Raw genomic sequence first — 26,276 nt, forward strand, 5'->3', positions numbered from 1 at the left:
GCTTTACGACAGCGCTGCATTATTTGCGCTATGAGTGGAGCTGGCTGGCGATCAGCAGCCCCGGCACCTTGCCGGCGCGCTTGCTGCGTCTGCGGGAACGCCTCGGGGAGTTGCTGCTACCGAAACAACGGCGGGGGCGTGAATGCCCCCGCGTGGTGAAAAAGCTGCCGTCCCGTTACCCAATCAAACAGGTTCGATCCGCTAAGTGAACGGCATTACCCCCATGGGGGCCGGTTTTGGTTTCCGAATTCGGCCAGCATTGGCCGAACGGTCGATCTCTCGATCAGGCCTGTGCGTAGCGCTCGCCGACCTTTGCAACGCGCATGAACGCCATCAGCTCAGACACCTTGGCGTCGCCCTCGGCGGGTGACCAGGCGGCCAGATCCACCTCGGTCAACGGCGCGTACGGCCCCTGCTTTACCTCGAACACTACGCTGCCCGGCTCACAGGACTGCACCGAGTGCCAGGTGTTGGCCGGCATCTCCAGCACGCGCACCTCTTTGCCGAGCAGGATGCGCTCGCTCACCACACCGGCCTCGTCGAAGATGATCACTTCGAACGAGCCCTTCAGCACGGTCAGCAACTCCCAGCTGTGACTGTGGCGGTGCGGACGCACATAGGTGTCCGGCTCCATCGCGATCGCCAGCCGCTGCACCGGGGCCGACAGCTCGGGATGGAAATTGCGATTGGCGCGCAGGCGCGGAGCGGCGGCGGCCGTGGCGCTCAGCGTGTCGAGGTCGGTATGGGTGAGCGTCAGCATAAAAACTCCTAAAACAGGTGCGCAAAGCGCTTGCTGGTATAATCGCGGCCGCCGAGCTTAGCACGACTGCCCCGCACTGCGCCCCGCCAGGTAACAAAATAGCGACACGACGGGGATGTTGCACCGGCAGCGGCTGTGCGATGATGCCCCGCGCCCGGCGATGCCGCCCGCGTAAGCTTGGCCTAAGCTTCACCGCTTAGTCTCTGAACCCTTTCGTCCTCAAACCCCTCATTTCTGATGAACGAACCTCACCGCCCCGCTGCTTCTCCTAACGAATGCCCGCGCCGCCCCTGGGTGTGGCTGGGCTGGCTGGCGCTCGCCGCCGTCTGGTTCGGCTCGCTCGGCTATCGCGCGCTGATTCACCCGGACGAAGGCCGCTACGCCTCGATCTCGCTGGAGATGTTGCAGAGGAGCGACTGGCTAACGCCGCACCTGAACGGTTTCCTCTACTTCGAGAAGCCAATCCTGCAGTATTGGATGGGCGCGGCAAGCTTCGCCGTGTTCGGCATCAACGAATTCGCCGCGCGCTTCTGGCCGGGGCTCACCGGTTTTCTCACCGTCATCGCGGTAGCCGTCACCGGCCGCCGGCTGTGGGGGGGGCAGGCCGGCCTGTTTGCCGCGCTGGCCGCAGCCGGCACCACTTGGATCATCGGTAACAGCCACTTCCTGACGCTGGACATGGGGCTGACCCTCTTCCTGACCGTGGCGCTGTGCGGCTTCCTGGTGGCCCAGCGCGACGAGGCAAGCGATGCCGAGCGTCGCAATGCCATGTGGCTGACCTGGGCGGCGATGGCCGGCGCGACACTGTCCAAGGGTCTGGTCGGCCTAGTGATCCCCGGGGCGACGCTGGTGCTCTACAGCCTGACTACCTGGCAGTGGGCGTTCTGGCGCCGCATGCACTGGCTGTCGGGCCTGATCATCTTCTTCGCGCTTGCCGCGCCATGGTTCGTGGCGGTGTCGCTGAAGAACCCGGGCTTCTTCGATTTCTTCTTCATCCGCGAGCACTTCCAGCGCTTCCTCACCGACGAGGCCAAGCGCACCGGTGCGTTCTACTACTTCGTGCCCATCCTGATCGTCGGCCTGCTGCCGTGGACTACCTTGCTGCCGGCGCTGTGCAACGTCGGTCTGCGCCGCGAGCCGCGCCTGACCTTCCAGCCGCTGCGCCTCTTGCTGATCTGGTCGATCTTCGTGTTCGTGTTCTTCAGCATCTCCAAGTCGAAGCTGCCGTCGTACATCCTGCCGATGTTCCCGGCACTGGCGCTGCTGATGGCACGGTACTTCGTCGAGGTCAATGCGGAGCGGCTGAAGCGCCACCTGCTGCTGCCGATGGCGTTCTGGCTGATCCTGCTCGCCGCCGTGCCGTTTGTCGGCCGCTTCGCGTCCCCCGATTCGCCGATAGAAGTGCTGACGCCGTTCGCTCACGCGATCGCGCTCGCCGCCTTGCTGTTCCTCGTGCCGGCGCTTGCCGCCTGGCGCCTGCTCGGCCGTGGCCGCAAGCTTGCCGCAGTGGCGCTGATCGCCGCCGGCAGCCTAGCGGCGGTTACCACCGCCTCGCTCGGCCACGACAGCTACGGCCAGCTCAAGAGCAGTAAGGCGGTGGTCGCCAAGCTCACTCCATACCTGAAACCGGACAGCCAGATCTTCTCGGTGGGTTATTATGAGCAGTCGTTCCCGTATTATCTCCGCCGCAACGTGACGCTGGTCGCGTACACTGACGAGTTTTCCTACGGCCAGGGCCAGGAACCGCAGCGCTGGATGCCGAAGGTCGAGCAGTTCACTGCACGCTGGCGCGCCATCCCGCACGCGGCGGCGATGATGTCGTCGAACACTTACAAGGAATTGCAACAACAGGGCCTGCCGATGCAGCTTGTCTACCAGGATGCGCGTCGGGTGGTCGTGGTCAAACCATGAAACTGATTGAATTCGGATTGATTCTGCTGGGCGTGCTGCTCAATGCCGCCGCCCAGCTATTCCTGAAGGCTGGGGTGCGCCAGATCGGCCACTTCGATTTTTCCGCCGCCAATATCGTGCCGATCGGCTGGTCGTTGGCGACCAACCTGCCGATCATCGGCGGCCTGTCCTGCTACGTGATCAGCGTGGTGGTGTGGATCATGGCGCTGTCGCGCGTCGAGGTCAGCATCGCCTACCCGATGCTGTCGATCGGCTACGTGGTCAACGCCGGCCTCGCCTGGTGGCTGTTCGGAGAAGCGGTCACGGCCCAGCGTCTGGCCGGCATCGCCGTGATCATCATCGGGGTGATCCTGGTCGCCCGCAGTAGCTGAGTCTTTCGGACCATTTAGGATAAAAAACGCTCATGGATTTCCTGCCGTTTACCCGTCCCAGCATCGACGAGGACACCATTGCCGCCGTCGGCGAGGTACTGCGTTCCGGTTGGATCACCACCGGCCCGAAATCGCGCGAGCTGGAAGCCGCGCTGTCCGCTTATGTCGGCGGCCGCCCGGTGCGGGTGGTGACCTCGGCCACCGCCGCGCTGGAGATGGCGCTGCATATCGCCGGCGTGCAGCCGGGCGACGAAGTGATCACCTGCCCGCTCAGCTGGGTCGCCACCGCCAATGTGATCCTCACCGTCGGCGCCACCCCTGTGTTCGTCGACGCCGACCCGGTCACCCGCAACATCGACCTCGACAAGGTCGAGGCGGCGATCACGCCGAAGACCCGCGCGATCATCCCGGTGGACCTCGCCGGCCTACCTGTTGACCGCGACCGTCTCTATGACATCGCCGGCCGCCACAGCCTGCGCGTGATCGAGGACGCTGCGCAGTCGATGGGCGCCAACTGGAACGGCCGCGCCATCGGCAGCTTCGGCGACCTGGTGTCGTTCAGCTTCCACGCCAACAAGAACATGACCAGCGGCGAAGGCGGCTGCCTGGTGCTGAACAACGACGACGAGGCGCGCCTGTTCGAGAAGCTGCGCCTGCAAGGTGTCACCCGCTTCGCCGACGGCACGATGGACGTCGACGTGCTCGGAGGCAAGGCCAACATGACCGACATCGCCGCGGCGATCGGTCTGGGCCAATTGAAGAAGCTCGATGGTTTCAACGTCCGCCGCCGCGAACTGGCCCGCCTCTACTTCGAGCACTTCGACGCGAGCCTCGGCTGCGAGCTGCCGCAGGCCGACTTCGAGCAGAGCAACTGGCACATGTTCCAGCCGCTGTTGCCGCTCGCGAACATGACCCTCTCGCGCGCCGAGTTCATCGACGCGATGAAGGCCGATGGCATCGGCGTCGGCGTGCACTACCCGGCCATGCACCTGTTCACGCTGTTCCGCGCCATGGGCTTCAAGGAAGGCGATTTCCCGCACGCCGAGGACATCGGCCGCCGCACCGTCACCCTGCCGCTGTTCCCGGCGATGCAGGACGCCGATGTGCAGCGCGTCTGCCAGGCGGTCAGCCGCGTGCTGCGCCCCGCATTGAAATAACGGACCCTCATGACCACCCCAATCGATCTTTCCGTCGTCATCCCGGTTTACAACGAAGAGGATGGCCTGCAGGCGCTGTTCGACCGCCTCTACCCGTCGCTCGACGCGCTCGGCATTCGCTACGAAATCGTGTTCGTCAACGACGGCAGCCGCGACGCCTCGCCGCGCATGCTGGCCGACCAGTACCACAAGCGCCCGGATGTCACCCGCGTGGTGCTGTTCAACGGCAACTTCGGTCAGCACCGCGCCATCCTGGCCGGCTTCGAGCACAGCCGCGGCGAACGCATCGTCACGCTGGATGCCGACCTGCAGAACCCGCCGGAAGACATCACCGTGCTGTTGGCCGAAATGGACAAGGGCCACGATTATGTCGGCTCGATCCGCCGCCAGCGCAACGACTCCTGGTGGCGCCACGTCGCCAGCCGCGCGATGAACCGGCTGCGCGAGCGTATCACCCACATCAAGATGACCGACCAGGGCTGCATGATGCGCGCGTACAGCCGCCGCATCATCGACACGATCAACCAGTGCAACGAGATGCATACCTTCATCCCGGCACTGGCCTACCAGTTCTCGCAGAACCCCACTGAGGTCGTGGTCGGCCACGAGGAACGTTTCGCCGGCGAGTCGAAGTACTCGATCTACAGCCTGATCCGGCTCAACTTCGACCTGATGACCGGTTTCTCGCTGGTGCCGCTACAGATGTTCTCCTTCGTCGGCATCATCATCTCGGTGCTGTCGGGCTTCCTCGTCGTCTATCTGGGTGCCCGCAGACTCATCCTCGGCCCCGAGGAAGGCGGACTGTTCACCCTGTTCGCGATCGCCTTCCTCTTGATCGGCATCGCGCTGTTCGGCATCGGCCTATTGGGCGAGTACATCGGCCGCATCTACCAGGAAGTGCGCCAGCGGCCACGCTACGTGGTCGCTGCCGTGCTGGAACAGAAGGAGCAGCAGCCATGACCCGTGTCGTCGTCTTCGCCTATCACAACGTCGGCGTGCGCTGTCTGTCGGCGCTGCTCGGCCGTGGCGTCGAGGTCGCGTTGGTCGTCACCCACCGCGACAATCCGAACGAGACCATCTGGTTCGGCAGCGTGCAGAAGCTCGCAGAAAGCCACGGCATCCCGGTGATCACCCCCGACGACCCGAACACCGCCGAGGTGCTGGCGGCGGTCGAGGCGGCGAAGCCTGACTTCCTGTTCTCGTTCTACTACCGCCACATGCTGAAGGCGCCGCTGCTGAAGGTCGCCCCGCGTGGCTCGTTCAATATGCACGGCTCGCTGCTACCGAAGTACCGCGGCCGGGTGCCGACCAACTGGGCGGTGATCCACGGCGAGACCGAGACCGGCGCCACCTTGCACGTGATGAACGAGAAGCCCGACAACGGTGCCATCGTCGACCAGTTCGCCGTGCCCATCCTGCCGAACGATACCGCGCAGGAGGTGTTCGACAAGGTCACCGTCGCCGCCGAACTGGTGCTGTGGCGCTGCCTGCCGGGCCTGCTCGATGGAACGGCCCAGTTCACCGTCCAGGACCTGAGCCAGGGCGGCTACTTCGGCGGCCGCAAGGCCGAAGACGGCCGCATCGCCGCCGGCATCGGCGCCAAACAGCTGCACGACTTCGTGCGCGCGGTCACCCACCCCTACCCAGGCGCGTTCAGCGACATCGACGCCGGGCGCGTAGTGATCTGGCGTACGCTGCGCGCCGGCGACACTGGCCGAACCGTAGCCGGCACCGAACTCTACGCCGACAGTGATGCGCTGTACCTCGCCTGCGCCGACGGTGGCCGGCTGCGCGTGCTCGATGCGACGCTCGACGGCGCCCCGCTCGACGCGGCGGCGTTCCGCGCCCGCTTTGGCAACGACCCGATTGCTCTCTAGAATTGACGTTTAACTAGCTCAACCTCCGTCGCCAGCTGCGACGGCAGAGGAAACCCGCACAATGAAAAAAGTCCTGATCCTCGGCGTGAACGGCTTCATCGGCCACCACCTGACCCGCAGCATCATCGAAAACACCGACTGGGAAATCTACGGCATGGACATGCATGCCGACCGCGTGGCCGAGTGGATGGACCACCCGCGCTTCCATTTCTTCGAGGGTGACATCACCATCAACAAGGAATGGATCGAATACCACGTGAAGAAGTGCGACGTGGTGCTGCCGCTGGTCGCCATCGCCACCCCGTCCACCTACGTGAACAACCCGCTGCGCGTGTTCGAACTGGACTTCGAAGCCAACCTGCCGATCGTGCGCCAGTGCGTGCAGTACAAGAAGCACCTGGTGTTCCCGTCCACCTCCGAGGTGTACGGCATGTGCCACGACGAAGAATTCGACCCGGAGAACTCCGAACTGATCTGCGGCCCGATCAACAAGCCGCGCTGGATCTACTCCTGCTCCAAGCAGCTGATGGACCGTGTCATCCACGCCTACGGCATGGAGCAGGGCCTCAACTACACGCTGTTCCGCCCGTTCAACTGGATCGGCGGCGGCCTCGATAACATCAACACCCCGAAGGAAGGCTCCAGCCGCGTGATCACCCAGTTCCTGGGCCACATCGTGCGCGGTGAGACCATCAAGCTGGTCGACGGCGGCCACCAGAAGCGCGCGTTCACCTACGTGGACGACGGCATCGCAGCGCTGATGAAGATCATCGAGAACAAGGACGGCAAGGCGTCCGGCCAGATCTACAACATCGGCAACCCGAGCAACAACTACTCGATCCGCGACCTGGCGCAGATGATGCTGGACCTGGCGCGTGTCTACCCGGAATACCAACTCAACGCCGACAAGGTGAAGGTCGAGGAAACCACCTCGGGCGCTTACTACGGCAAGGGCTACCAGGACGTGCAGAACCGCGTGCCGAAGATCGACAACACCAAGGCCGACCTGGACTGGGCGCCGACCGTGAAGATGGCCGACGCACTGAAGGGCATCTATGACTACTACCGCGATCAAGTGGTAGCGTCGCGCGACCTGTCGCAGTAAGTCCCGGCACGGCGGCGGGCCACCCGGCCTGCCACCGCCCCGAGGGGCCGCCACGGCCCCACACGCAAAGCCACGGCGGGGGCCACCTGCCGTGCTTTTCCGTGTGACGCCGCGGCACACCATCTTTCCCCTCTTTACCTTCTCAAGCTGCCACCCATGAAAACACTCGCGCTCAAGATCGACGTCGACACCTGGCGCGGCACCCGCGAGGGCGTGCCGCAGCTGGTCGAGATTCTCAAGCGCCACCAGGCCGGCGCCACCTTTCTGTTCAGCCTCGGCCCTGACCACACCGGCCGCGCGATCAAGCGGGTATTCCGTCCCGGCTTCCTGTCCAAGGTATCGCGCACCTCGGTGGTCGAGCACTACGGCATCCGCACCCTGCTGTACGGCACCCTGCTGCCTGGCCCGGATATCGGCCGGCGTGAGGCAGCGCTGCTGCGCCAGGTTCGCGACGACGGCTTTGAGGTCGGCATCCATTGCTGGGACCACATCAAGTGGCAGGACTACGTCGCCGGCAAGGACGCCGCCTGGACCCGCGCCGAGATGCAGAAGGCAGTGAAGCGCTTCACCGAGGTCTTCGGTACCCCGCCGCGCACCCACGGCGCGGCCGGCTGGCAGATGAACGAAGCGGCCTATGCGCTGCAAAAGGAATTCGGACTCGACTACGCCTCGGACGGCCGTGGCGACTGCCCGTTCCAGCCGGTCGACGCGCAGGGCCACGATCTCGGTGTGCCGCAGCTGCCGAGCACGCTGCCCACGCTCGACGAACTGATCGGCCTCGACGGCTTGACCGCCGACAATGTGCACGAGCATCTTCTGGCACTCACCGCCGCGCCCAGCGAGCATGGCCATGTCTATACCCTGCATGCCGAGCTGGAGGGCATGAAACTGCTCGCCACCTTTGACCGTCTGCTGGCCGGCTGGAAGGCACAGGGCTACAAGCTCGTCTCCACCGCCGAGCAATTTGCCGCGCTCGATCCGGCCACGCTGCCGCGCTGCCGCGTGCTGATGGGCGAGATTCCCGGCCGCAGCGGCACGCTGGCACTGCAAGGCGCGACGATCAGCGCTTAACCGTTGTTCCCGCCGTCCCTTGACCGGAAGCCATCTAGCGATGCCTTCCGGTTTTTATTTTTGTGGCCACAAGACTGGCCACAAGACGACCGACCACAAGCGCCGGCCGTTTGCACCGAACGCCGCGAGCCGCGGTTGATCCAACGCAAGCGACCGCGGCAACCCGCTTTCTATACTGACGGCATTCACCCCTTGTTTCAGGAGCGCACGATGAATGCCGCAGACATCATGACCCGCCAGGTGCTAATCGTCCGCACCGACAGCAGCGTCGAAACCGCCGCCCGGCTGATGCTGGAGCACCACATCAGCGGCCTGCCGGTCGTAGACGAGAACGGCGCGCTGATCGGCATGCTGACCGAACATGACCTGCTACGCCGCGGGGAGACCGGCACCGAGCGGCAGCACCCGCATTGGCTGGAATTCCTGCTCGGCCCCGGCAAGCTCGCCGCCGAGTACGTGCAATTCCATAGCCGCAAGGTTGAACAGGTGATGAGCAAAGGCGTGGTCTCGGTGACGCCTTCCACCCCGCTGACCGAGGTGGTGGAACTGATGGAGAAGCGCAAGTTCAAGCGCCTGCCGGTGCTGGAAGACGGCCGGCTGGTCGGCATCATCAGCCGCGCCAACCTGCTGCAGTCGCTGATCGCGTCGGCTTCGGCCAACTCCGTCGCCGTCAGCGACGCAGAAATCCTCCAACAGCTGCAGGCCGAACTGGCCCGCACCGACTGGGCACCGCGTGCCATGCTCGACCTGCGCGTGACGGACGGTATCGTCGAACTGCACGGCACCATCACCGATGAACGCCAGCGCACGGCACTGCGCGTGGCTGCCGAGAACATCCGCGGCGTCAGGCAGATCCGCGACTACCTGCTATGGGCCGACCCATTCAGCGGTATCGTGGCTGACATGCCGGACGACGATATCAAGCCTCCGGCGCCCTGATCTCCCATGTGCACCATGCCCTGGCCGCGACCATGGCAGCGTGATTTCGCTACCGGCCCCAGTCGGGCCTCTACACAAGGGATAACCTAGACCGGAGCGGCCTCGGGCCGTCCGGCGGCACGGGGGGTGCAGATGGCGACAGCGATTGCGGCGCGAGAGCTCACCAAGTGGTTCGGCGAAGGCGAAGCGCGCACCGTGGCGGTGAAGGACGTCAGCTTCGAGGCGCGGCTGGGTGAAATGCTGTACATCGTCGGCCCCTCGGGCAGCGGCAAAACCACGCTACTGAGCATCATCTCGGGCATCCTGCGTCCCGATCAAGGCCGGGTGCTGATCGACGATACCGACCTGTGGGCACTCGACAGCAACGCGCTGGCCGAGTTTCGCCTCAACAACATCGGCTTCGTCTTCCAGGACTACCACCTGTTCCCCCGGCTGACCACCGCCGAGAACGTCGCCATTCCACTACTGCTCAAGCGCTGGGACTGGGAGCGGGCAATCGCCGAGGCACACCGCTATCTGGAAGTGGTCGGACTCCGCAACCGCGCCGAACTGCCACCGGTAAAGCTGTCTGGCGGCGAGCAGCAGCGCGTCGCCATCGCCCGCGCCATCGTCAGCCAACCGGACATTCTGGTGCTGGACGAACCGACCGCCTCGCTCGACGGCGACACTGGCAAGCGTATCGTCACCTTCGTGCGCGAACAGGTGCTCAACGAACGTCGTACCATCCTGATCGTCACCCACGACGCGCGCATCTTCGACTGCGCCGACCGGATCATGCACATGGAGGACGGCCGCATCGTGGGCTTCGAGAAAGGCGCACCATGAACAACAAGTGGCTTTTCATCGCCTCGGCCGTCGGCGTGCTTGGCGCCGGCGTCTCGGCCTGGTATGCCGCCCGCCATCAGCACGCGCTGCCACCAGTCTTCCAGCCGGCCAACAATCCCTACACCCACGGCATCTACGCCAACGGCATCATCGAGAGCGACCAGCGCACCGGCAGCAACATCAACCTCTATCCAGAGGTAACCGGCACGGTCGCCCAGATACTGGTACATGAAGGTCAGCCTGTGAAAAAGGGCGATGCGCTGCTGGCACTTGATGACAGCGTGCAGCGTGCCACCACCGCCCAGCAACTGGCACAGGCAGAGGCGGCCGCCGCCACCTTGGCCGAACTGAAGGCTCAGCCGCGCCCCGAAACCCTCGCCGTGAATGCGGCCCAACTCACCCAGGCCCAGGCTGCACGCAAGACCGCCAAGGACCAGTACGACAAACTGCTGCGCGCGGTGGCGATCAACCCACAATCAGTCAGTCGCGACACCCTCGACAACGCAGCGAACGCGCTGAAGGTCGCCGCCGCCGCCGAAGCGGTCGCCCAGCGCCAGCTGGAGCTGACCCGCGCCGGCGCCTGGTCCTACGACATCCGCGTGCAACAAGCCCAGCTTACCGCGCTGCGCCAAGCCGCCCAGGCCAGTCAGACCCTGCTCGGCAAGTACACCCTGCGCGCTCCGGCCGACGGCACGGTAATGTCGATCAACGCCGCGCTCGGCGGCCTAGTCAGCACACAAGGCACCTACGACAGCTATACGCAGAGCCAAACCCCGGCAGTCGTGATGAGCACCGGGCAGCCGACGCTGGCGGTGCGCTGTTATATCGACGAGATCCTGATTCACCGGCTGCCCGCCCCCAATCACATCGTGGCGCAGATGACCATCCGCGGCACCGAAGTACATGTGCCGCTGCAATTCGTACGGGTACAGCCCTATGTCTCGCCCAAGATCGAGCTCTCCAACCAGCGCCAGGAACGGGTTGACCTACGCGTGTTGCCGGTGCTGTTTCGCTTCACGCCGCCGGCCGGCACCCGGCTCTATCCTGGGCAACTGGTGGACGTCTATGTAGGCCAGAAATGAGGACATGATCATGTCCCCTGCCAAGCCCACCCTCGTCCGACATACCCGGCTCATCGGCGTGCTGGCCGCCTGCCTGTGGCTCTGCTGCGGTTGCGCCGTCGGCCCCGACTTCGTCCGACCGGCCCCGCCGGCGCTCGAGCGTTATGACAGTGCCCCCATCCCAACCCAGCTCAGCCAGGCCGAACGGCTGAAACAGGACTGGTGGACGCATTTCCAATCGCCGGCGCTGGATAGGCTCGTCGCCACGGTGCTGTCAGCCAGCCCGAATGTCGAAGCCGCCGAGGCTACCCTGCGGCAGAGCGAGGCCGAACGGCGAGCCGGGGCCGGGGTGTTCTACCCCAGCGTTACGCTCGGCTATTCTGCCCAGCGCGAACGGCTCTCCCCGGCCAGGCTGGGGCTGTCTGGCGCGAGCCCGGTTTTCAACCTGTACACGCTGGGTGCCACCCTCGCCTACAGTCTGGACCTGTTCGGCGGCAACCGCCGGGCGGTCGAAGCGCTGTCGGCCAACGTCGACCTGGCCCGCTACCGACTCGACGCCGCCCGGCTCGCGCTGGCGGGCAACGCCATCAATGCGGCCATCGCCTACGCCGCCTACACCGAGCAGATCGCCGCGACCCGACATATCATCGACGCCCAGCGCCGCCAGCTAGCGCTGATCGAAGCTCAAGTCGACGCCGGGGTGCTGCCTGCCAGTGCCGCGCTGGCGCAACGCAGCCAGCTCGATGCGACCGAAGCCAGCCTGCCGTCGCTCGAGGTCAGAGCCGCCGCCAGCCGCCATCTGCTGGCGGCATTGGCCGGTCAGGCCCCCTCACAGTGGAGTGCCACCCTACCGGACTGGGCCGACTGGCGTCTGCCTTCCCCCCTGCCATTGACGCTCCCCTCCTCGCTGGTGCGACAACGCCCGGACATCCTCGCCGCCGAGGCCCAATGGCATGCGGCTAGCGCCAACCTCGGCGTGGCGACCGCCAACCTGTTTCCGAGCATCAGCCTCAGCGCCAGCGGCGGCTGGACCAGCAACCATGCAAGCGGATTGATCTCCGGCCACAACCGCGATTGGAGCGTGGGACCTGATCTCAACCTGCCACTGTTTTCAGGTGGTGCCGATATCGCCCATCGAGACAGCGCCCGGGCGGCGCTGGACGCCGCGCGCGCCAACTATCGGCAGACCGTGGCGACGGCATTTAGCCAGGTCGCCGACGTGCTGAGCAGCATCCAGCATGACACAACGGCTGCCACGGCCCGCCTCGACGCGCTGCAGGTCAACGAGCGCGCCGTGTCCTTGCTGCAGGCGACGCGTGCCAGCGGAGTGACCGCCGAGGTCGACTATCTCGGCAGCGAAGTGCAGCGCGATAATGCCCGCATCGCCGCGATCGACGCTCAGGCGCAACAGCTGCAGGACGCCGTCGCGCTCTACGTCGCGCTGGGGGGCGGCTGGAGCGCGGCCCGGGAGGGAGCACCGTGAAAAAATACCGCGGCATCCTGCGCATCGCCTACAAGCTGCTGATCAACGACCGCGGCAAGTTCTCGGCGCTGTTGATCGGCATCACCTTCGCGGTGTTCCTGATCGTGCAGATGACCTCGATGTTCGCCGGCATACTGGACCGCTCTTCGGCCACCGTCACCAACATCGGCGCCAGCGTGTGGGTGATGGATCCTTCCGTCAACACGGTGGCCAACTCCATCCCGATGCCGGACTACCTGCTCGACGCGGTGCGCAGCATGCCCGGCGTGCGCTATGCGGTGCCACTGTACTCCGGCGGTGGGCTGGTGAAGCTGGCCGATGGCAGCTACCAGCCGGTGACCGTCCTCGGACTGGACGACACCAGCCTGTTCGGCCGTCCTCAGCTGGAAGCCGGTCGCATCGAGGACGTGTTCGCCGAAAACGGCTTCATCGTGGTCAAGGACGCCGAATACGCCAAGCTGCGCAGCCCGCGGATCGGCACCGAGTTCCAGATCAACGACCACCGCGCCATCGTCACCGGCATCGCCAAAGTCGCCTCTAACGGTCTGTTCGGCGTGCCGACGCTCTACACGACCTACAGCCGCGCCACGCAGTACCTGCCCAACAGCCGATTCACCACCACCTACATCCTGGTCGAGCCCAAGCGCAACATGGACGTCGCAACGATCAAGCACGACGTCGCTCGGCTCGGCTACCTGGCTCTGACCGAAACCGAGTTCAACCAGCGCATCGCCGATTTCTACAAATACCAGACAGGGGTGGGCACCAACATTCTGCTGATGACGGTGTTCAGCTTCATCGTCGGCCTGTCGATCTCCGGACAGACCTTCTACACCTTCATCCTGGAAAACCTCGACAAGTTCGGCGCGCTCAAGGCGATTGGCGCCAAGAACGAAGAGCTGGTGCTGATGATCCTGTTCCAGGCAGGCTTTACCGCGTTGACCGGCTACGGCCTGGGCGTCGGCCTGTGCTCGGCCGTCATCGCGCTGGTGCGCTTGCGCATCCCCGACTACGCCGCCATCGTCACCGTCGGCAACCTGCTGCTGGCTTTCGCGATGGTGTTACTGATCGCGGCCATCTCCAGCTATGCAGGCGTGCGGCGGGTGCTGCGCATCGATCCGTTCGAGATATTCCGAGGCTGAGCCAACCGACACCCAGTTTCAGCCAACCTCGCCCTATTCGACCAGGGTCGGATAGAGCCGAGCAGCCACAATCACGAACAGTACAAACACCACCGTCAGCACCAGAAAGTTCGCAACCAGGCTGTGGCTGGCCGGCGCCCCGGCGATCATCAGCGCGCGCAACGCATCAACCAGATAGGTAAGCGGATTGAACCCGGCCACCACCCGTAGCCACGGCGGCATCAACGCCAACGGGTAGATGGCATTGCTCGCGAAAAACAGCGGCATGGTGAGTACCTGACCGATGCCCATGAAGCGTTCGCGCGTCTTGACGATGCAGGCGATGATCAGCGAAAAGGTCGCGAACAACGCCGAGCCGAGCACTACCGCACTAAGCACGCCGAGCACCGCCAGCGGATCGGTACGGAGCGGGATATGCATGACCAGCGCCAGCAGGTAGATGATCGCTGCCTGCACCAGGCCACGCACCCCGGCGGAGACTGCCTTGCCGAACACCAGTGCGCTGCGTGGACAGGGACTGACCAGCAGCTTGTGGATCACCCCCAGGTCGCGCTCCCAGATCACCGCGATCCCATAGAAGATCGCCGCAAACAGCACGCTCTGCGCCAGAATGCCTGGAGTCATGAACGCCAGGTAGCCGACCGACCCGATCGGGATGCCGCGCACTCGACTGAACACTTGGCCGAACACCGCCAGCCACAACACCGGCTGCACTGCGCGCGAGAACAATTCGGTCGGATCGCGGAACAGCTTCTTCAGCTCCATCTGCGCAATCGCCAGGCTCTTGGCGACGAATTCGCCGGGCACGCTCATCCCAGTCGCTTCGCCGTTATCCGGGTACGCCGGATGTCGCGGAAGCCTCCCTCGTCCTCATCGAGACGGCCACCGCTGAAATGGGTGAATACATCAGTCATGCTGGCCGCTTCACCGACTACCGCCTTCAGCTGTGCCGGGCTACCACAGGCAGCCATACGTCCTTGATGCAGGATCGCCACCACATCGCACAGTTCATCGACCTCGTCCATGAAGTGGGAGGTCATCAGGATGGTCATGCCGTGTTCGCGATTGAGCGCGCGTAGCCGATCCCACACGCTCAGGCAGGCGACTGGATCGAGACCGATGGTCGGCTCGTCGAGGAACAGTATGGCCGGCCGATGCAGCATTGCCTGTGCCAATTCCAGCCGGCGGATCATCCCGCCCGAATAGCGCTTCACCAGTTGCTCTGCCGCATCGGCCAGCCCCATGTAGCGCAGCGCCTCGTCGATGCGCGGCTTCAGCGCCGCACCGGACAGGCCATACAGCCGCGCCGATAGCGTTAGGTTCTCGATGCCGCTCAACGCACCGTCGGCCGACAGCAGCTGCGGCACATAACCGATACGTCGGCGCACTTCGGCCGGTGCCGCGACGATGTCGAAACCAGCCACCCTTGCCGTGCCCTCGCTGGGCTTGAGCAAGGTCGTCAGCATCTTGATCAACGTGCTTTTTCCCGCGCCGTTCGGGCCGAGCAGGCCGAAGATGCCGCCGTACTCCACGGTCAGATCAATGTGATCGACTGCGGTCAACGTGCCGAAACGCCGGGTCAGCCCGGTCGTCTCGATAGCGTGTCCGCCCGGTTTCGTCGCTTGCTGCATCGCGCCTCCCTGTGTCCCAGCGCGACTGCGCCGTTTGGCCGAACGATGTCCGTGCTTTGAAAATAGGTGTCCAGCTGTCGTCTGGCCGTACTAGATGCGCACCCTGTACCGTGAGCGCCCGCTCCGGTTAAGGACGGCTTAAGCCGCCTGCGGGACCATTCCCCCATTCAAACCGGAAACGCCACCGATTCAATAAGGGATTCACATGAAGAAATTGCTTGTCGGGCTGCTGGCGGGGTTGGCCGTGGTATGGAGTCTCACCCTGATCGGGGTCGATCCGACCGCCTCGGCCTGGAGCGTGCGCAATGCGCTGATGCTGTTCACCGGCTATGCCTCCTTCCTGCTGATGTCGCTGTCGATGCTGCTGGCGACCCGGCCGACCTGGCTGGAGCGCCCCGCCGATGGTCTCGACCGCCTGTACCAACTGCACCGCTACGGCAGCTACACCGCCGTCGTGCTGGCGCTGCTGCACTGGGGCTTGAAGCTGTCCAGCGGCCTGATGCGCTCGCTGTTCGGCGCACCGGTACGCGACCATAACTGGGTGCTGGCACCGGGCAGCTTCCAGACGCTGGCCCATACCCTGCCGGTCAAGAGCATGGGCGAATGGGCCGCCTGGGCACTGATCGTGGTGCTGGCGCTCACACTGCTACGCAAACTGGTGCCCTACCACCTGTGGCGCCAGCTGCACCGCGCCATGCCGGTGATTTACCTGATTGCCGTGGTGCACGCCGTGGCACTGGCCCCGGCCGCCTACTGGCTACAGCCGGCCGGCCTGCTGCTCGGCCTCGCCGCGCTGATCGGCAGTTGGGGGGCCCTGGTATCGCTCAGCGGACGCATCGGCTATTCGCGCCGTTTTACCGGCAAGGTGAGTCGGGTGGTACGTAACGGGGACATTCTCGAGGTGCAGCTGTCGGTGCCGAGCTGGCGCGGCCACCGTTCCGGACAGTTCGCTTTCTTCACGGTCGACCGACGTGAAGGCGCCCATCCATTCACGCTGGCGTCGGCCGACCGCGGCGATGGCCTGCTCACCTTCCAGATCAAGGCGCTGGGCGACTACACCCGCCAGCTCGGCACGCAGTTGCAGGTCGGGCAGCGCATTGAGGTGGAAGGCCCCTACGGCCGCTTCGTGAACGGCCGCATCGATGCCAGCCGCCCACAGCTGTGGATCGCCGGCGGCGTAGGGGTGACCCCCTTCCTGGCCTGGCTCGAGGCGCTGCAGCAGGCCAGGCAGCCGGTGCCGGAGGTCACATTGTGCTACTGCGTACGCAACCGACGCGATGCGGTGTTTGCCGACCGGCTCCGGGCACTGTGCGCACCGCTGCCCTCGATCCGGCTGGTCATCCATGCCAGTGCCGAAGCCGGACCGCTGGATGTGGCGACGCTCGGCAACTTCAAGGCCGCCGACGGCAAGGGGCCGGAGGTCTGGTGCTGCGGGCCTCAGGGACTGGCCAGTCATGTCCGCCAGTCGCTGGCCAACCTCGGTCTGCCGCCGGTGCAGTTTCACCAGGAAGCCTTTGCAATGCGCTGAACGCCATGGCGGGGAACCCTTCCCCGCCATGGTTGTTTCAAAGCCCCCTACAATACGGGAGGCTTGCTCAGCGGGCGCAGCCCCTGCGCGTCGTGCAGCCACAGGCGCCGCTCCCCCTGTGCCTTGGCTCTATACATCGCCTGATCGGCACGCTGCATCAGTTGTTCCGAGCTGCTGGCGGCTGACGGATACAAGGCCACGCCGACACTGGCGGTGACCCACAACAGCTGCCCTTCGGCCTCGCGACTGATCTGCACAGCCCTTTGCAGCCGCTCCAACTGCGAGTAAGGCACCGGAGTGCCGGCACTATTGGGCATCAGCACAGCAAACTCGTCCCCACCCCAACGTGCTACCAGATCACCCGGGCGACAGGCCGCTTGCAACTGCAGCGCCACTTCGCACAGCACTTGGTCGCCTTCCTCGTGCCCCAACAAATCGTTGACCTGTTTGAAACCATCCAGATCGAGAAAGGCGATCGCCAGCTGTTGGCCATTCGCCGATGCCTCCTGCAGTTTCCAGCGCAACTGATCGCCAAACAGGGTACGGTTTGCCAGGCCGGTGAGCCCATCGAAAAACGCCAACGTACGCAACTTGCGTTCGGCCTCCTTGATGCGGCTGATATCGGTGAGCACCCATACCGAGCGGGCCTCCCCGTCGGCCAGTCGCGTCACCGACACGAGCACCGGCAGCGGGGTGAGGCTGTGGCGCATTATCCGCAACTCGCCCTGCCAGTGTGGCTCGGCGGCCGACATTGCCAGCAGCTCTTGCCCGCTGAGCGCGCGATCTTCCCCGGGCAGCAGGAAACGCGGCGGCATCTGCAGCATGCCGTGGCTGTCCGACTCGCACATCTGACCGATTTCAAACGACTGCGCCAGATTCTGTCCAACCTAATCTCGAACGCAGCCAAATTCACCCTCGATGGCACGATCCGGCTCGCAATCCGGCGCTGCGATGGCGGCGGCGCCCCACATAGCGTGACGCTCCGCTTCGAAATTCACGATACGGGGATCGGTATGTCCCCAGGCACGCTATCGCGACTGTTTCAGCCCTTCGAGCGTGGCGACAACGCCAGCGAATATGAAGGCACGGGCCTCGGGCTGGTCATTGCCCGTTCCTTGGTGCACAAGCTGGGTGGAGAGCTGACGGTGACGAGCCAGCTCGGCGAGGGCAGCTGCTTCGCTTTCACGCTGAATGTCGAAGTTCGGGACGAGGCCGCGCTGCTCGCCGCAGCAGAACCGAGCAGTAGTCCGTTGCTCATGGTGCAACGGAACCATACCGTGCTGGTCGCCGACGATGTGCCCGAGAGCCTTGCTCTGACCGTGGATTGGCTGCGCAGTGCCGGCCATAACGTGCTCGAGGCCGCTGACGGCGACAAGGCGCTGTGGCTGCTCGACCGGCACACGGTCGATGTCGTGGTATCCGACCAGCGCATGCCAAATCGAGACGGCTGGGGGCTGTTATTCGCGATCCGCGAAATGCCAGCACCGCTACCGGTATTGCTCTATTCGGCCGAGCCGCCCCAGAGGCCGAAGGCCTACCCTGACCTATTGTGCTTCGATGCAGAACTGCTCAAACCGGCCGACCCCGACCAGTTGCTCACCACGATTGATGCCCTGCTGAGCGCACCAAAGCCAGCGCCACTTAGGCCAGGCACCGATCATCTCGCTACTTTGCGCGAACTCGTGCTCACAGGAAGGATCAGCGATATCGAGACTTGGGCGCAGCAGCTGGAACAAGACAGTCCGGTGCATGCCGACTTTGCACGACAGGTGGCACGTGCCGCGATGGAACTGGACATCGATACGCTCGAACACTGTTCCAACGTCGACATGGCAGCCCCCGTGTAGGAGAAATCCAGCGCTAATGCTCAGAGGATACGTGTCTGGTCGACTGCCATGTTTTGTCCTGGGGCAACGGGCGGTCTTGCTCTAGCCAATCACGGGGCAGACTGTAGCCCGCCCCCTGTGAGGGCTCCCTGAGCAGCACCGGCAATGTGAGCACCTTGTGCACTCGACCTCTTGTCCTCTTTGCCTGAGGGACAGGCATTCCTCCAAAACGACATTGAGAGCCGCCAACAAACCTCAGCAACGCAGCCTTGGCTAGACGCGCGGCCCCAGACAGTACAAGTAGGATGGCAAAGCCGTATAACATCGCCGGAAGGGTCTTGTTGGATGGCTCTACAGCAATGGACAGGACACTACCTCATGGCGCAAGGCGCCCTGGCAATGATAATGCCCCCTCAAGTAACCCTGTTGGAAAGCGGCAGGGTTCAGGACCATTGGAAAATGCTCATCGCCTGATGGCGATCAGGTTGCAGCGGGAAAAGCGGCGCTACCCAACGAGATACCGATGAACCCAGCGCTCATCCATCAGCAAAAAGGCCGGCTAAAGCCGGCCCATAGAGGATGCAGTAATCAGTTCGTCAGCTTAGGCCGACACGTGCAGCAAGGATCGGCGACGTGAGTAGCCGAAGTACACCAGCAAGCCCAACACCAGCCAGACCACGAAACACAGCCAGGTCAGTGCCGCGAGCTGGGTCATCAGGAACACGCAGAACACAATGGCCAGCGCCGGAATGTACGGCACGCCCGGGCAGTGGAACTTGCGTGGCAGGTTCGGCTCCTTCCGACGCAGAATAATCACACCGGCCGCGATCAGCGAGAACGCCGCCAACGTGCCGATATTGGTCAGTTCGGCCAGCGTATTGAGCGGCACGAAACCGGCGATCAGCGCGATGATGATGCCGATCAGCCAGGTCGCCTTGTACGGCGTGCCGTATTTCGGATGCACTTCGGAGAACACCTTGGGCAGCAGGCCGTCACGCGACATCGCGAACAGGATACGGGTCTGGCCGTAGGTCATCACCAGGATCACGGTGATCATGCCGAGGATGGCGCCCAGGTCAACGAAACCGGCGAACCAGTCAAGCTTGGCGAACTTCAGCGCCAGCGAAATCGGGTGGTCGACGCCGGCGAAGTGCATATAAGGCACGATGCCGGTCATGATGGCCGAGACGATCACGTACAGCAGCGAGCACACCGCCAGCGACCAGATCACCCCTTTCGGAATGTCCCGCTCCGGGTTCTTCACCTCCTCGGCAGCGCAAGTCACCGCATCGAACCCCAAGAAGCTGAAGAATACGATGGCGGCGCCATGGAACACCCCGCTCATGCCGAACGGCAACGCGGGCTCCCAGTTGGCCGGCTTGACATGCCAGATACCGATGGCGATGAACACCAGCACCACCGCCACCTTGATCACCACGACCACGTTGTTGACCTTCTTCGACTCCTTGATGCCGAAGGCCAGCAGGGCGCTGATGATCATCGCGATGCAGAAGGCCGGCAGGTTGAAGACCGTGGTCACGCCGGGGCGGGCTCCGGCGGCGGCAGTCAGCGCATCGGGCAAGTGGATGCCGAAACCGGCCAGCAGGCTCTGGAAGTAACCGGACCAGCCCACCGACACCGCAGACGAGGCGAGCGCGTACTCCAGCATCAGGTCCCAGCCGATGATCCAGGCGATCAGCTCGCCCAGCGTCGCGTACGCATAGGTATAGGTCGAACCGGAAATCGGCAGCAAGGCGGCGAATTCGGCGTAGCACAGCGCGGCAAAACCACAGGCCATCGCACCGATGAGGAACGACAGCACCAGGCCGGGGCCAGCCACGGTAGCGCCGGTGCCGGTCAGCACGAAGATGCCTGTGCCGATGATGGCGCCAATGCCCAGCATGGTCAGGTCAAAGGCGGACAGCTCCTTACGGAGCCCTTGCGAGGTCTGGGCAGCAGACAGCATGCCCTTCACACTCTTCTTGCGCATCAAGCTCATGATTCAAACAGTCCCTGAGTGATTCTTTTATGTGCGCCAAATGCAATGCGCCCGCAATCTGGCGGGCGCATTGCATGGGGAAGGCACACGGCATTTCGACAAAAGCTCGTCGCCCGATGAGGCCAAGGGCCATCATGGGAACGAAATGGCGCGATGTTACTCCTCCGGTGCTGGCAAGCAAGACGACCCAAGACATGACAATCAGGCAAACACAACGCTTAATGCTTATTCAATATCATTTTTTGTATATATAAATATGCAAAATTGTGCATATTGTCATGAATCAAAAATGTAGCACCACAATTCATCGATCTACTGGAACTTCGCATCTTTTTGCAAAGATGCTCTATCCCGAAGACGATGGACTGTCAGCTAAAGGCTGTGGAGTCCCTCAAGTGGCGTGGCCCAGCACTCCAGCCCGTTCAGACATTCCCGGCGCTGACTATGCGGTTTGTCCCCATCTTGCAGTTTGGTAATGATTGTTATTTGGCATGTGGCTTTGTCTGATAACCAAGCTGCCACAACACCAGTGCAGCTCCAACCCGTCAACACTCCTGCCGCGACGGGTCTTAAGAAAGGATTTACCCTGCCTGGCGGCGATAGATCAGATGGTAGATCAGCGCCACCAGCACGCTGCCACCGACGAGGTTGCCGGCGATGACCACCCCCAGGTTTCGCAGCATCCCTCCCCATCCGATCGCTTCAGCCATTGGAACACCAGGAAGGCCCCCGTCTTTCAACAACATCGCCAGAGGGATCAGATACATATTGGCAATGCTGTGCTCAAAGCCCGCAGCGACGAATGCCGAGATGGGAAACACGATCGCCACCATCTTGTCGGTCACGCTGCGGCCTGCCATCGCCATCCATACCGCGATACACACGAGGCTGTTGCACAGCACCCCCTTCCAGAACAGCGTGCCCAGCGGTGCCGTGCACTTGGCCGCAGCCAACCGTATCACCTGCTCGGCCACCAGCCCATGGTTCATCGCCGGATGGCCCGACAGCCAGACCAGTACCGCGAGTCCGGCCGCGCCGACAAAATTGGCGATGCACACGATGGCCCAGTTGCGCAGCAACTCACGGGTGGTGATCTGGCCGGCGGCCCACGCCATCGCCAGCAGGTTGTTGCCGGTGAACAATTCGGCACCGGCGACGACCACCAGCAAGAGTCCCAGGGAGAACACCAAGCCCCCCAGTACACGAGAGGTCGCGAAACCAAGATCGGGATCGCTGGTGACCAGTACGAAATAAAGTGCCCCAAGGCCGATGAAGGCCCCCGCCAGCACCCCCAGCATGGCCATCTGCAGGAATGGCAACCTGGCCTTGGCAACCCCGATCTTTTCCACTTTCTCGGCGATTTCGGCAGGCGAAAAGGCGTCGAAACCGTAGAGTTCCATGGTCCGCCCCTCGCTTTAACCGCCGGTTTTTTCCAGCCGCACCGCCGTCACCTTGAACTCCGGCGCATGCACCATACGATCGCGCACCGACGAGGTCAGCCGATTCACGAACAGATCCGGCCGGTGGAAGCTGGTAAAGAGTTGGCCAGCCTGCATCGCTTCGGTAACGCGCACCGGCAACAGCGCCTCGCCATAACGGCTACGCACCCGCACGGTATCCCCATCTGCGAGCCCGTAAGCGGCGGCATCGGACGGGGCCATGTCTAGCGTGTCAGTCGGTCGCAACTCGGCGTTTGGTGTGCGGTAGCTCATGGTGCCCGCGTTAAAATGTGGCAGAGTCCGGCCAGTTGTCAGCAGCAGCGGATAATCGTCATTCACCTGCTCCGGCGTTGGGATGAAGGCGATGCGCGCCAGGGCCGCCGTCTTGCCAACGGCAAAACGGTCTCGGTGCAGGATCGGCGTGCCGGGATGACTTTCGTCGGGGCACGGCCAGTTGAGGCTTTCCCCTTCCAGGCGGGCGTATGACAAGCCCGCACCGGCAGGCCAGAGCTGGCGTATCTCGTCCCAAATGGCCTCGGGCTCGCCGAAGGAAAAACCTTGCGGCTTGCCGAGGTAACCGGCCACCGCCTGGATGATCCACCAGTCCGGCCGTGCCTCGCCGGGCAACGGAAGCACGGTCCGAATCCGCTGCACCCGGCGATCGGAGTTCATGAAAGTGCCATCCTTCTCGAAAAAGGAGGCGGCGGGCAGGAATACCGTGCCAAAGGCCGCTGCCGTCTGGTTCAGAAACAAGTCCTGCACGATCACCAAATCAAGTGGGGACAAGGCCGCCGCGGTATCGGCCGCGTGCGCCAGGGACAGATAGACGTCGTAGCCGAATGCCCATATCGCCTTGAGCTGCCCGGCCTTCGCCGCATCCATCATTTCCAGCAAGTCGAGACCGCGGTTCACCGGCAAGCGCGCGCCCCAAACCGCTTCGAAATGCGGACCTGCCTCTTTGATCGACTGAGCCCCTGTCAGCGACACCGGGTCGCAGCCCATTTGGGCCGCCCCCTGCACATTGTTCTGGCCACGCAGCGGGTTGATGCCAGCGCCGGCTTTACCCAGATTCCCGGTCAACAGCGCCAGGTTGATCAGCGCCATCACCCCTTCGGTGCCTTGCATATGCTCGGTCACGCCCAGGCCATGAAAGCACATTGATGGCTGGCCTGCCGCATAGAGGCGTGCCGCTGCGCGAATGGCCTCCGCGGCCACGCCGCAAGAGTCGGCTACCCGTTCCGGTGCGTAGTCGGCGACGAAGACAGCGAAGTCGTCAAACTCCGTCACACGCTCGGCAAGGAAGGACCGGTCGACCAAGTCTTCCTCGATCAGGGTGGCGGCCATCGCGTTGAATAGCGGAATGTTGAAGCCGGGCCGAACGGCCAAATGCACATCGGCCAGCGCCGCCAATTCGGTCCGACGCGGATCGACCACCACGAGCTTTGCGCCTTGCAACACCCGTTGCTTGATGCGGGCGCCGACGATCGGGTGGTTCTCGGTCGGGTTTACTCCACACAACAAGAAGGCCTTTGCCACCTCGATGTCGTCGAACGAGTTGGTCGCAGCCCCGGTGCCGAGCATGGTCTTCAGCGCTTTGGCGCTGGGAGTGTGGCAGACTCGAGCACAGCAATCCACGTTGTTGGTGCCGATGACCATCCTAGCCAACTTCTGGGCCAGATAATTCTCTTCGTTAGTGGCGCGCGCCGAGCCAAGTACGCCGATGGCATCCGGACCGTACCGGTCGATAATCGCTTGTAGCCGCGTGGCGGTGAAACAGAGCGCCTCGTCCCAAGTGACTTCTTGCCACTGGCCATCCCGGCGGATCATCGGGGTGGTGATGCGGTCTGGCGCATGGTTGAAATCGAATGCATAGCGCCCCTTCACACACAGGTGGCCGCGATTGACAGGGCTGTCCACTGGCCTGACCGCCATGAGCCGACGGTCCACGCAGCCCACCTCCATCTGGCAGCCAACGCCGCAATACACGCAGGTAGTACGGGTCCAGCTCGTCGGTGCGGCGAGCACGCGTTTATCGAACAGGGCACCAGTCGGACAGGTATCGACGCAGGCCCCGCAGCTGACACAGCCTCCCGACAGCAGAGTGTCACCCTTGCCCGGTGCGACCCGGGTGTTTTCCGACCTCCCCAACGCCTCCCAGACGAACTGGCCTTGCACCTCCTCACAGATGCGAACGCAGCGGTAGCACTGAATGCAACGATCCATTGCGACGCCGATGTAGGGATGAGAGTCGTCTCGGAACACGTCGCTGTAGAGCTCTCCCCCTGGGCTCACACCGTACTTGGCCAACAGCTGATGGAAAGGCCGCTTCGGTTCGGCCCATACCGCCTGGAGTGGGTAGTGCTGGGCAATCAGCTGCAGATTGGTGCGTCGCAATGCTTCAAGCGCAGGGGTGTGGGTGAACACCGTCATTCCGTCCTGAATCTGGACAGTGCAACTGGCAACGGGGCGGGGCTCACCATCCACCTCCACCACACACATCCGGCAAGCACCGGAGGGCTTGAGTCGTTCATCGTGGCAAAGATGCGGCACATCGGTTCCAGCCGCCTGCAGCGCATCCAGCAGCCTCGTGCCTGCCGGAAAGCGGTGTGGCACGCCGTTGATGGTCAGCTGAACCATGCCTGCAGCTCCTTCTGGTAGTGGCGCTGGATGGCTCGGGCAAATTCGGCCAGGCCGCGCCCATGGCCGCAAAGGCTGGTCGCGGCAAGGGCTTCGACCAGCCTTTCGTAGCCGTCACGGTCGATTGGCACGCCGGTTGACGCAGCCTGTAACTGTTCGGCCAACCTTGGCGTACCAAGTCGGCATGGCGTACATTCACCGCAAGACTCGCGCGCCCCGAAACGGAACACCTCGGCAGCGATCTGGAGAATCGACGTGTCGTCTGCAAAGGCGATCACCCCACCGTGGCCGACCGCACAGCCTATGGCCTGCATTTCCTCGTAACCGAGCCGGGTGGACAACAGCTCGGGCGGCACGATCCCGGCCAGCGGCCCCCCCACCATTACTCCCTTGAGCGAGCCGCGTCGAAGGCCGCCACCCAATTGCTCCACGACCTCTGACAGCGGTATGCCAAACTCCACCTCGTATAGTCCAGGCTGCCGAAACAAGGAATTGAGCGACAACAGCTTGGTACCGCGACTGCTCGAAAAACCAAGCGCGGCATAAGCCGCGGCACCATGCAGCACGATCCACGGAATGGCACAAAGGGTCTCCACGTTCTGAACCAACGTCGGCTGACCGAACAACCCTTGTTCGGTAATCTGCGGCGGGCGCAAGCGCACCTGAGGCCGACGGCCCTCCAGAGCATTGAGCAATGCCGTTTCCTCTCCACACAGATAACTCCCTTCGCCGACGACCAGCTCCAGATCGAATGACGCACCCAGCCAGCCGGCAGACCGCGCCTGATCCAGTGCGGCCGAAATCACACGAGCCGCAACAGGATATTCCTTGCGCAGATAGATAAACCCTTTGACGGCACCAACTGCCCTCGCGGCGATGACGGCGGCTTCCAGCAAGCGAAACGGATCGTCCTCAAGCAAGAACCGGTCGGAAAATGCACCGGGGTCTCCCTCGTCCGCGTTCACAACCAGGTATTTGATAGGCACGAGTTGATCCGCTACGGCTTGCCACTTTCGCCCGGCCGGAAACCCAGCCCCCCCGCGGCCGCGCAGCTTGGAAGCCAGGACCAGGCGCACAAGTTCATCCGGCGCCATGGCCTGTGCCTTGGCCAACGCTCGTCCCCCTCCACGCTTGCGGTAAGTTGCAAGATCCCGTACCCCTCCAGCCAGTATGTTGTCCAGAAGGACTGCTTGGCGGCTATTGACCACCGCCCGGGGTCTGGCGTCGTGGTCGGAGTCACTGGGGCCGGCATAGCACTTGCCAAGACAATAGACTGTCGGTACCTGCTGCTGCGCGCCCTGCCAACGTGCTGGGTCATCTGCCCGTGCGGCAAAACAGGCCAGACCGCTGCACGCGCAATGGGTTAGCCGTGAGTGTTCAAGGTGATAGAAGGTGTGTGCAGCAGCATGAAGCTGTATCGACTTCACCGAGGCGCCTCCCTTAGGAAGGAGATGACGGGGCAGCCCCCGCAATCCGGGCAATATCTGCCCCACTATAGACAAGCTGCCCGGTAA

Annotated in this window: 22 protein-coding genes and 1 pseudogene; 15 read left to right on the forward strand and 8 right to left on the reverse strand. The window is 63.6% G+C overall.

Going from position 1 to position 26,276, the window contains the following annotated elements:
• Window positions 1-209: pseudogene (locus QU481_RS14060) on the forward strand (IS4 family transposase); the annotation flags it as partial.
• Window positions 210-283: 74 nt separating this feature from the next.
• Here the strand turns inward: QU481_RS14060 and QU481_RS14065 are convergent.
• Complete coding sequence (locus QU481_RS14065; protein WP_289830659.1) at window positions 284-760, reverse strand: WbuC family cupin fold metalloprotein; 477 nt, start codon at window positions 758-760, stop codon at window positions 284-286.
• Window positions 761-997: 237 nt separating this feature from the next.
• On the opposite strand from QU481_RS14065, the gene QU481_RS14070 reads away from it, so the two are divergent.
• From QU481_RS14070 to QU481_RS14125, 12 genes are all read left to right on the forward strand, one after another.
• The gene (locus QU481_RS14070; protein WP_289830660.1) at window positions 998-2,671 is read left to right on the forward strand and encodes an ArnT family glycosyltransferase; all 1,674 of its coding nucleotides are present in this window, start codon (window positions 998-1,000) and stop codon (window positions 2,669-2,671) included.
• The gene (locus QU481_RS14075) at window positions 2,668-3,042 is read left to right on the forward strand and encodes a DMT family transporter (RefSeq protein WP_289830661.1); all 375 of its coding nucleotides are present in this window, start codon (window positions 2,668-2,670) and stop codon (window positions 3,040-3,042) included. Before QU481_RS14070 ends, QU481_RS14075 begins: the two co-directional genes overlap by 4 nt.
• Window positions 3,043-3,074: 32 nt before the next feature.
• Window positions 3,075-4,199, forward strand: a complete 1,125-nt coding sequence (locus tag QU481_RS14080; protein ID WP_289830662.1) for a DegT/DnrJ/EryC1/StrS family aminotransferase — start codon at window positions 3,075-3,077, stop codon at window positions 4,197-4,199.
• Between the two features lie 9 nt (window positions 4,200-4,208).
• The gene (locus tag QU481_RS14085; protein ID WP_289830663.1) at window positions 4,209-5,159 is read left to right on the forward strand and encodes a glycosyltransferase; all 951 of its coding nucleotides are present in this window, start codon (window positions 4,209-4,211) and stop codon (window positions 5,157-5,159) included.
• The gene (locus QU481_RS14090; RefSeq protein WP_289830664.1) at window positions 5,156-6,076 is read left to right on the forward strand and encodes a formyltransferase; all 921 of its coding nucleotides are present in this window, start codon (window positions 5,156-5,158) and stop codon (window positions 6,074-6,076) included. The genes QU481_RS14085 and QU481_RS14090 overlap by 4 nt, the downstream gene beginning before the upstream one ends.
• 61 nt (window positions 6,077-6,137) lie before the next feature.
• A complete protein-coding gene (locus QU481_RS14095) occupies window positions 6,138-7,181 on the forward strand; it encodes a bifunctional UDP-4-keto-pentose/UDP-xylose synthase (RefSeq protein ID WP_289830665.1) in 1,044 nt (347 codons plus the stop codon).
• Between the two features lie 156 nt (window positions 7,182-7,337).
• On the forward strand, window positions 7,338-8,252 hold the full coding sequence (locus QU481_RS14100; protein ID WP_289830666.1) for a 4-deoxy-4-formamido-L-arabinose-phosphoundecaprenol deformylase: 915 nt from the start codon (window positions 7,338-7,340) through the stop codon (window positions 8,250-8,252).
• A 210-nt stretch (window positions 8,253-8,462) separates the two neighbouring features.
• Window positions 8,463-9,191, forward strand: a complete 729-nt coding sequence (locus QU481_RS14105; protein ID WP_289830667.1) for a CBS domain-containing protein — start codon at window positions 8,463-8,465, stop codon at window positions 9,189-9,191.
• A gap of 132 nt (window positions 9,192-9,323) precedes the next feature.
• On the forward strand, window positions 9,324-10,016 hold the full coding sequence (locus tag QU481_RS14110; protein ID WP_289830668.1) for an ABC transporter ATP-binding protein: 693 nt from the start codon (window positions 9,324-9,326) through the stop codon (window positions 10,014-10,016).
• The gene (locus QU481_RS14115) at window positions 10,013-11,098 is read left to right on the forward strand and encodes an HlyD family secretion protein (protein WP_289830669.1); all 1,086 of its coding nucleotides are present in this window, start codon (window positions 10,013-10,015) and stop codon (window positions 11,096-11,098) included. Before QU481_RS14110 ends, QU481_RS14115 begins: the two co-directional genes overlap by 4 nt.
• A 10-nt stretch (window positions 11,099-11,108) precedes the next feature.
• Window positions 11,109-12,560, forward strand: coding sequence for an efflux transporter outer membrane subunit (locus tag QU481_RS14120; RefSeq protein ID WP_289830670.1), 1,452 nt, complete (start codon window positions 11,109-11,111; stop codon window positions 12,558-12,560).
• On the forward strand, window positions 12,557-13,702 hold the full coding sequence (locus QU481_RS14125) for an ABC transporter permease (protein WP_289830671.1): 1,146 nt from the start codon (window positions 12,557-12,559) through the stop codon (window positions 13,700-13,702). Before QU481_RS14120 ends, QU481_RS14125 begins: the two co-directional genes overlap by 4 nt.
• A 33-nt stretch (window positions 13,703-13,735) precedes the next feature.
• Here the strand turns inward: QU481_RS14125 and QU481_RS14130 are convergent, their stop codons facing one another.
• Together QU481_RS14130 and QU481_RS14135 are read right to left on the reverse strand one after the other, a co-directional pair.
• Window positions 13,736-14,515: an ABC transporter permease gene (locus tag QU481_RS14130; RefSeq protein ID WP_289830672.1), complete on the reverse strand. Its 780-nt coding sequence runs from the start codon at window positions 14,513-14,515 to the stop codon at window positions 13,736-13,738.
• The gene (locus QU481_RS14135) at window positions 14,512-15,333 is read right to left on the reverse strand and encodes an ATP-binding cassette domain-containing protein (RefSeq protein WP_289830673.1); all 822 of its coding nucleotides are present in this window, start codon (window positions 15,331-15,333) and stop codon (window positions 14,512-14,514) included. Before QU481_RS14135 ends, QU481_RS14130 begins: the two co-directional genes overlap by 4 nt.
• A gap of 205 nt (window positions 15,334-15,538) precedes the next feature.
• On the opposite strand from QU481_RS14135, the gene QU481_RS14140 reads away from it, so the two are divergent.
• A complete protein-coding gene (locus tag QU481_RS14140; protein ID WP_289830674.1) occupies window positions 15,539-16,861 on the forward strand; it encodes a ferredoxin reductase family protein in 1,323 nt (440 codons plus the stop codon).
• 47 nt (window positions 16,862-16,908) lie between these two features.
• Here QU481_RS14140 and QU481_RS14145 read toward each other — a convergent pair whose 3' ends face one another.
• The gene (locus QU481_RS14145; RefSeq protein WP_289830675.1) at window positions 16,909-17,685 is read right to left on the reverse strand and encodes a GGDEF domain-containing protein; all 777 of its coding nucleotides are present in this window, start codon (window positions 17,683-17,685) and stop codon (window positions 16,909-16,911) included.
• A gap of 3 nt (window positions 17,686-17,688) precedes the next feature.
• Here QU481_RS14145 and QU481_RS14150 point away from each other — a divergent pair, with 3 nt between their 5' ends.
• Window positions 17,689-18,708 (forward strand): ATP-binding protein, encoded by a 1,020-nt coding sequence (locus QU481_RS14150; protein WP_289830676.1) that lies wholly within the window; start codon window positions 17,689-17,691, stop codon window positions 18,706-18,708.
• A 580-nt stretch (window positions 18,709-19,288) separates the two neighbouring features.
• On the opposite strand, the gene bcaP is transcribed toward QU481_RS14150, so the two are convergent.
• The 4 genes from bcaP to QU481_RS14170 form a co-directional block, all read right to left on the reverse strand.
• The gene (gene bcaP, locus QU481_RS14155) at window positions 19,289-20,686 is read right to left on the reverse strand and encodes a branched-chain amino acid transporter BcaP (protein ID WP_289830677.1); all 1,398 of its coding nucleotides are present in this window, start codon (window positions 20,684-20,686) and stop codon (window positions 19,289-19,291) included.
• A 581-nt stretch (window positions 20,687-21,267) separates the two neighbouring features.
• Window positions 21,268-22,086, reverse strand: coding sequence for a formate/nitrite transporter family protein (locus QU481_RS14160; RefSeq protein ID WP_289830678.1), 819 nt, complete (start codon window positions 22,084-22,086; stop codon window positions 21,268-21,270).
• 15 nt (window positions 22,087-22,101) lie between these two features.
• Window positions 22,102-24,762, reverse strand: coding sequence for a formate dehydrogenase subunit alpha (fdhF, locus tag QU481_RS14165; protein ID WP_289830680.1), 2,661 nt, complete (start codon window positions 24,760-24,762; stop codon window positions 22,102-22,104).
• Window positions 24,750-25,856: a complex I 51 kDa subunit family protein gene (locus QU481_RS14170; RefSeq protein ID WP_289830681.1), complete on the reverse strand. Its 1,107-nt coding sequence runs from the start codon at window positions 25,854-25,856 to the stop codon at window positions 24,750-24,752. The genes fdhF and QU481_RS14170 overlap by 13 nt, the downstream gene beginning before the upstream one ends.
• Between the last annotated feature and the right edge of the window lie 420 nt (window positions 25,857-26,276).

It is taken from the genome of Crenobacter oryzisoli, assembly GCF_030385785.1.
Taxonomy (GTDB): domain Bacteria; phylum Pseudomonadota; class Gammaproteobacteria; order Burkholderiales; family Chromobacteriaceae; genus Crenobacter_A; species Crenobacter_A oryzisoli.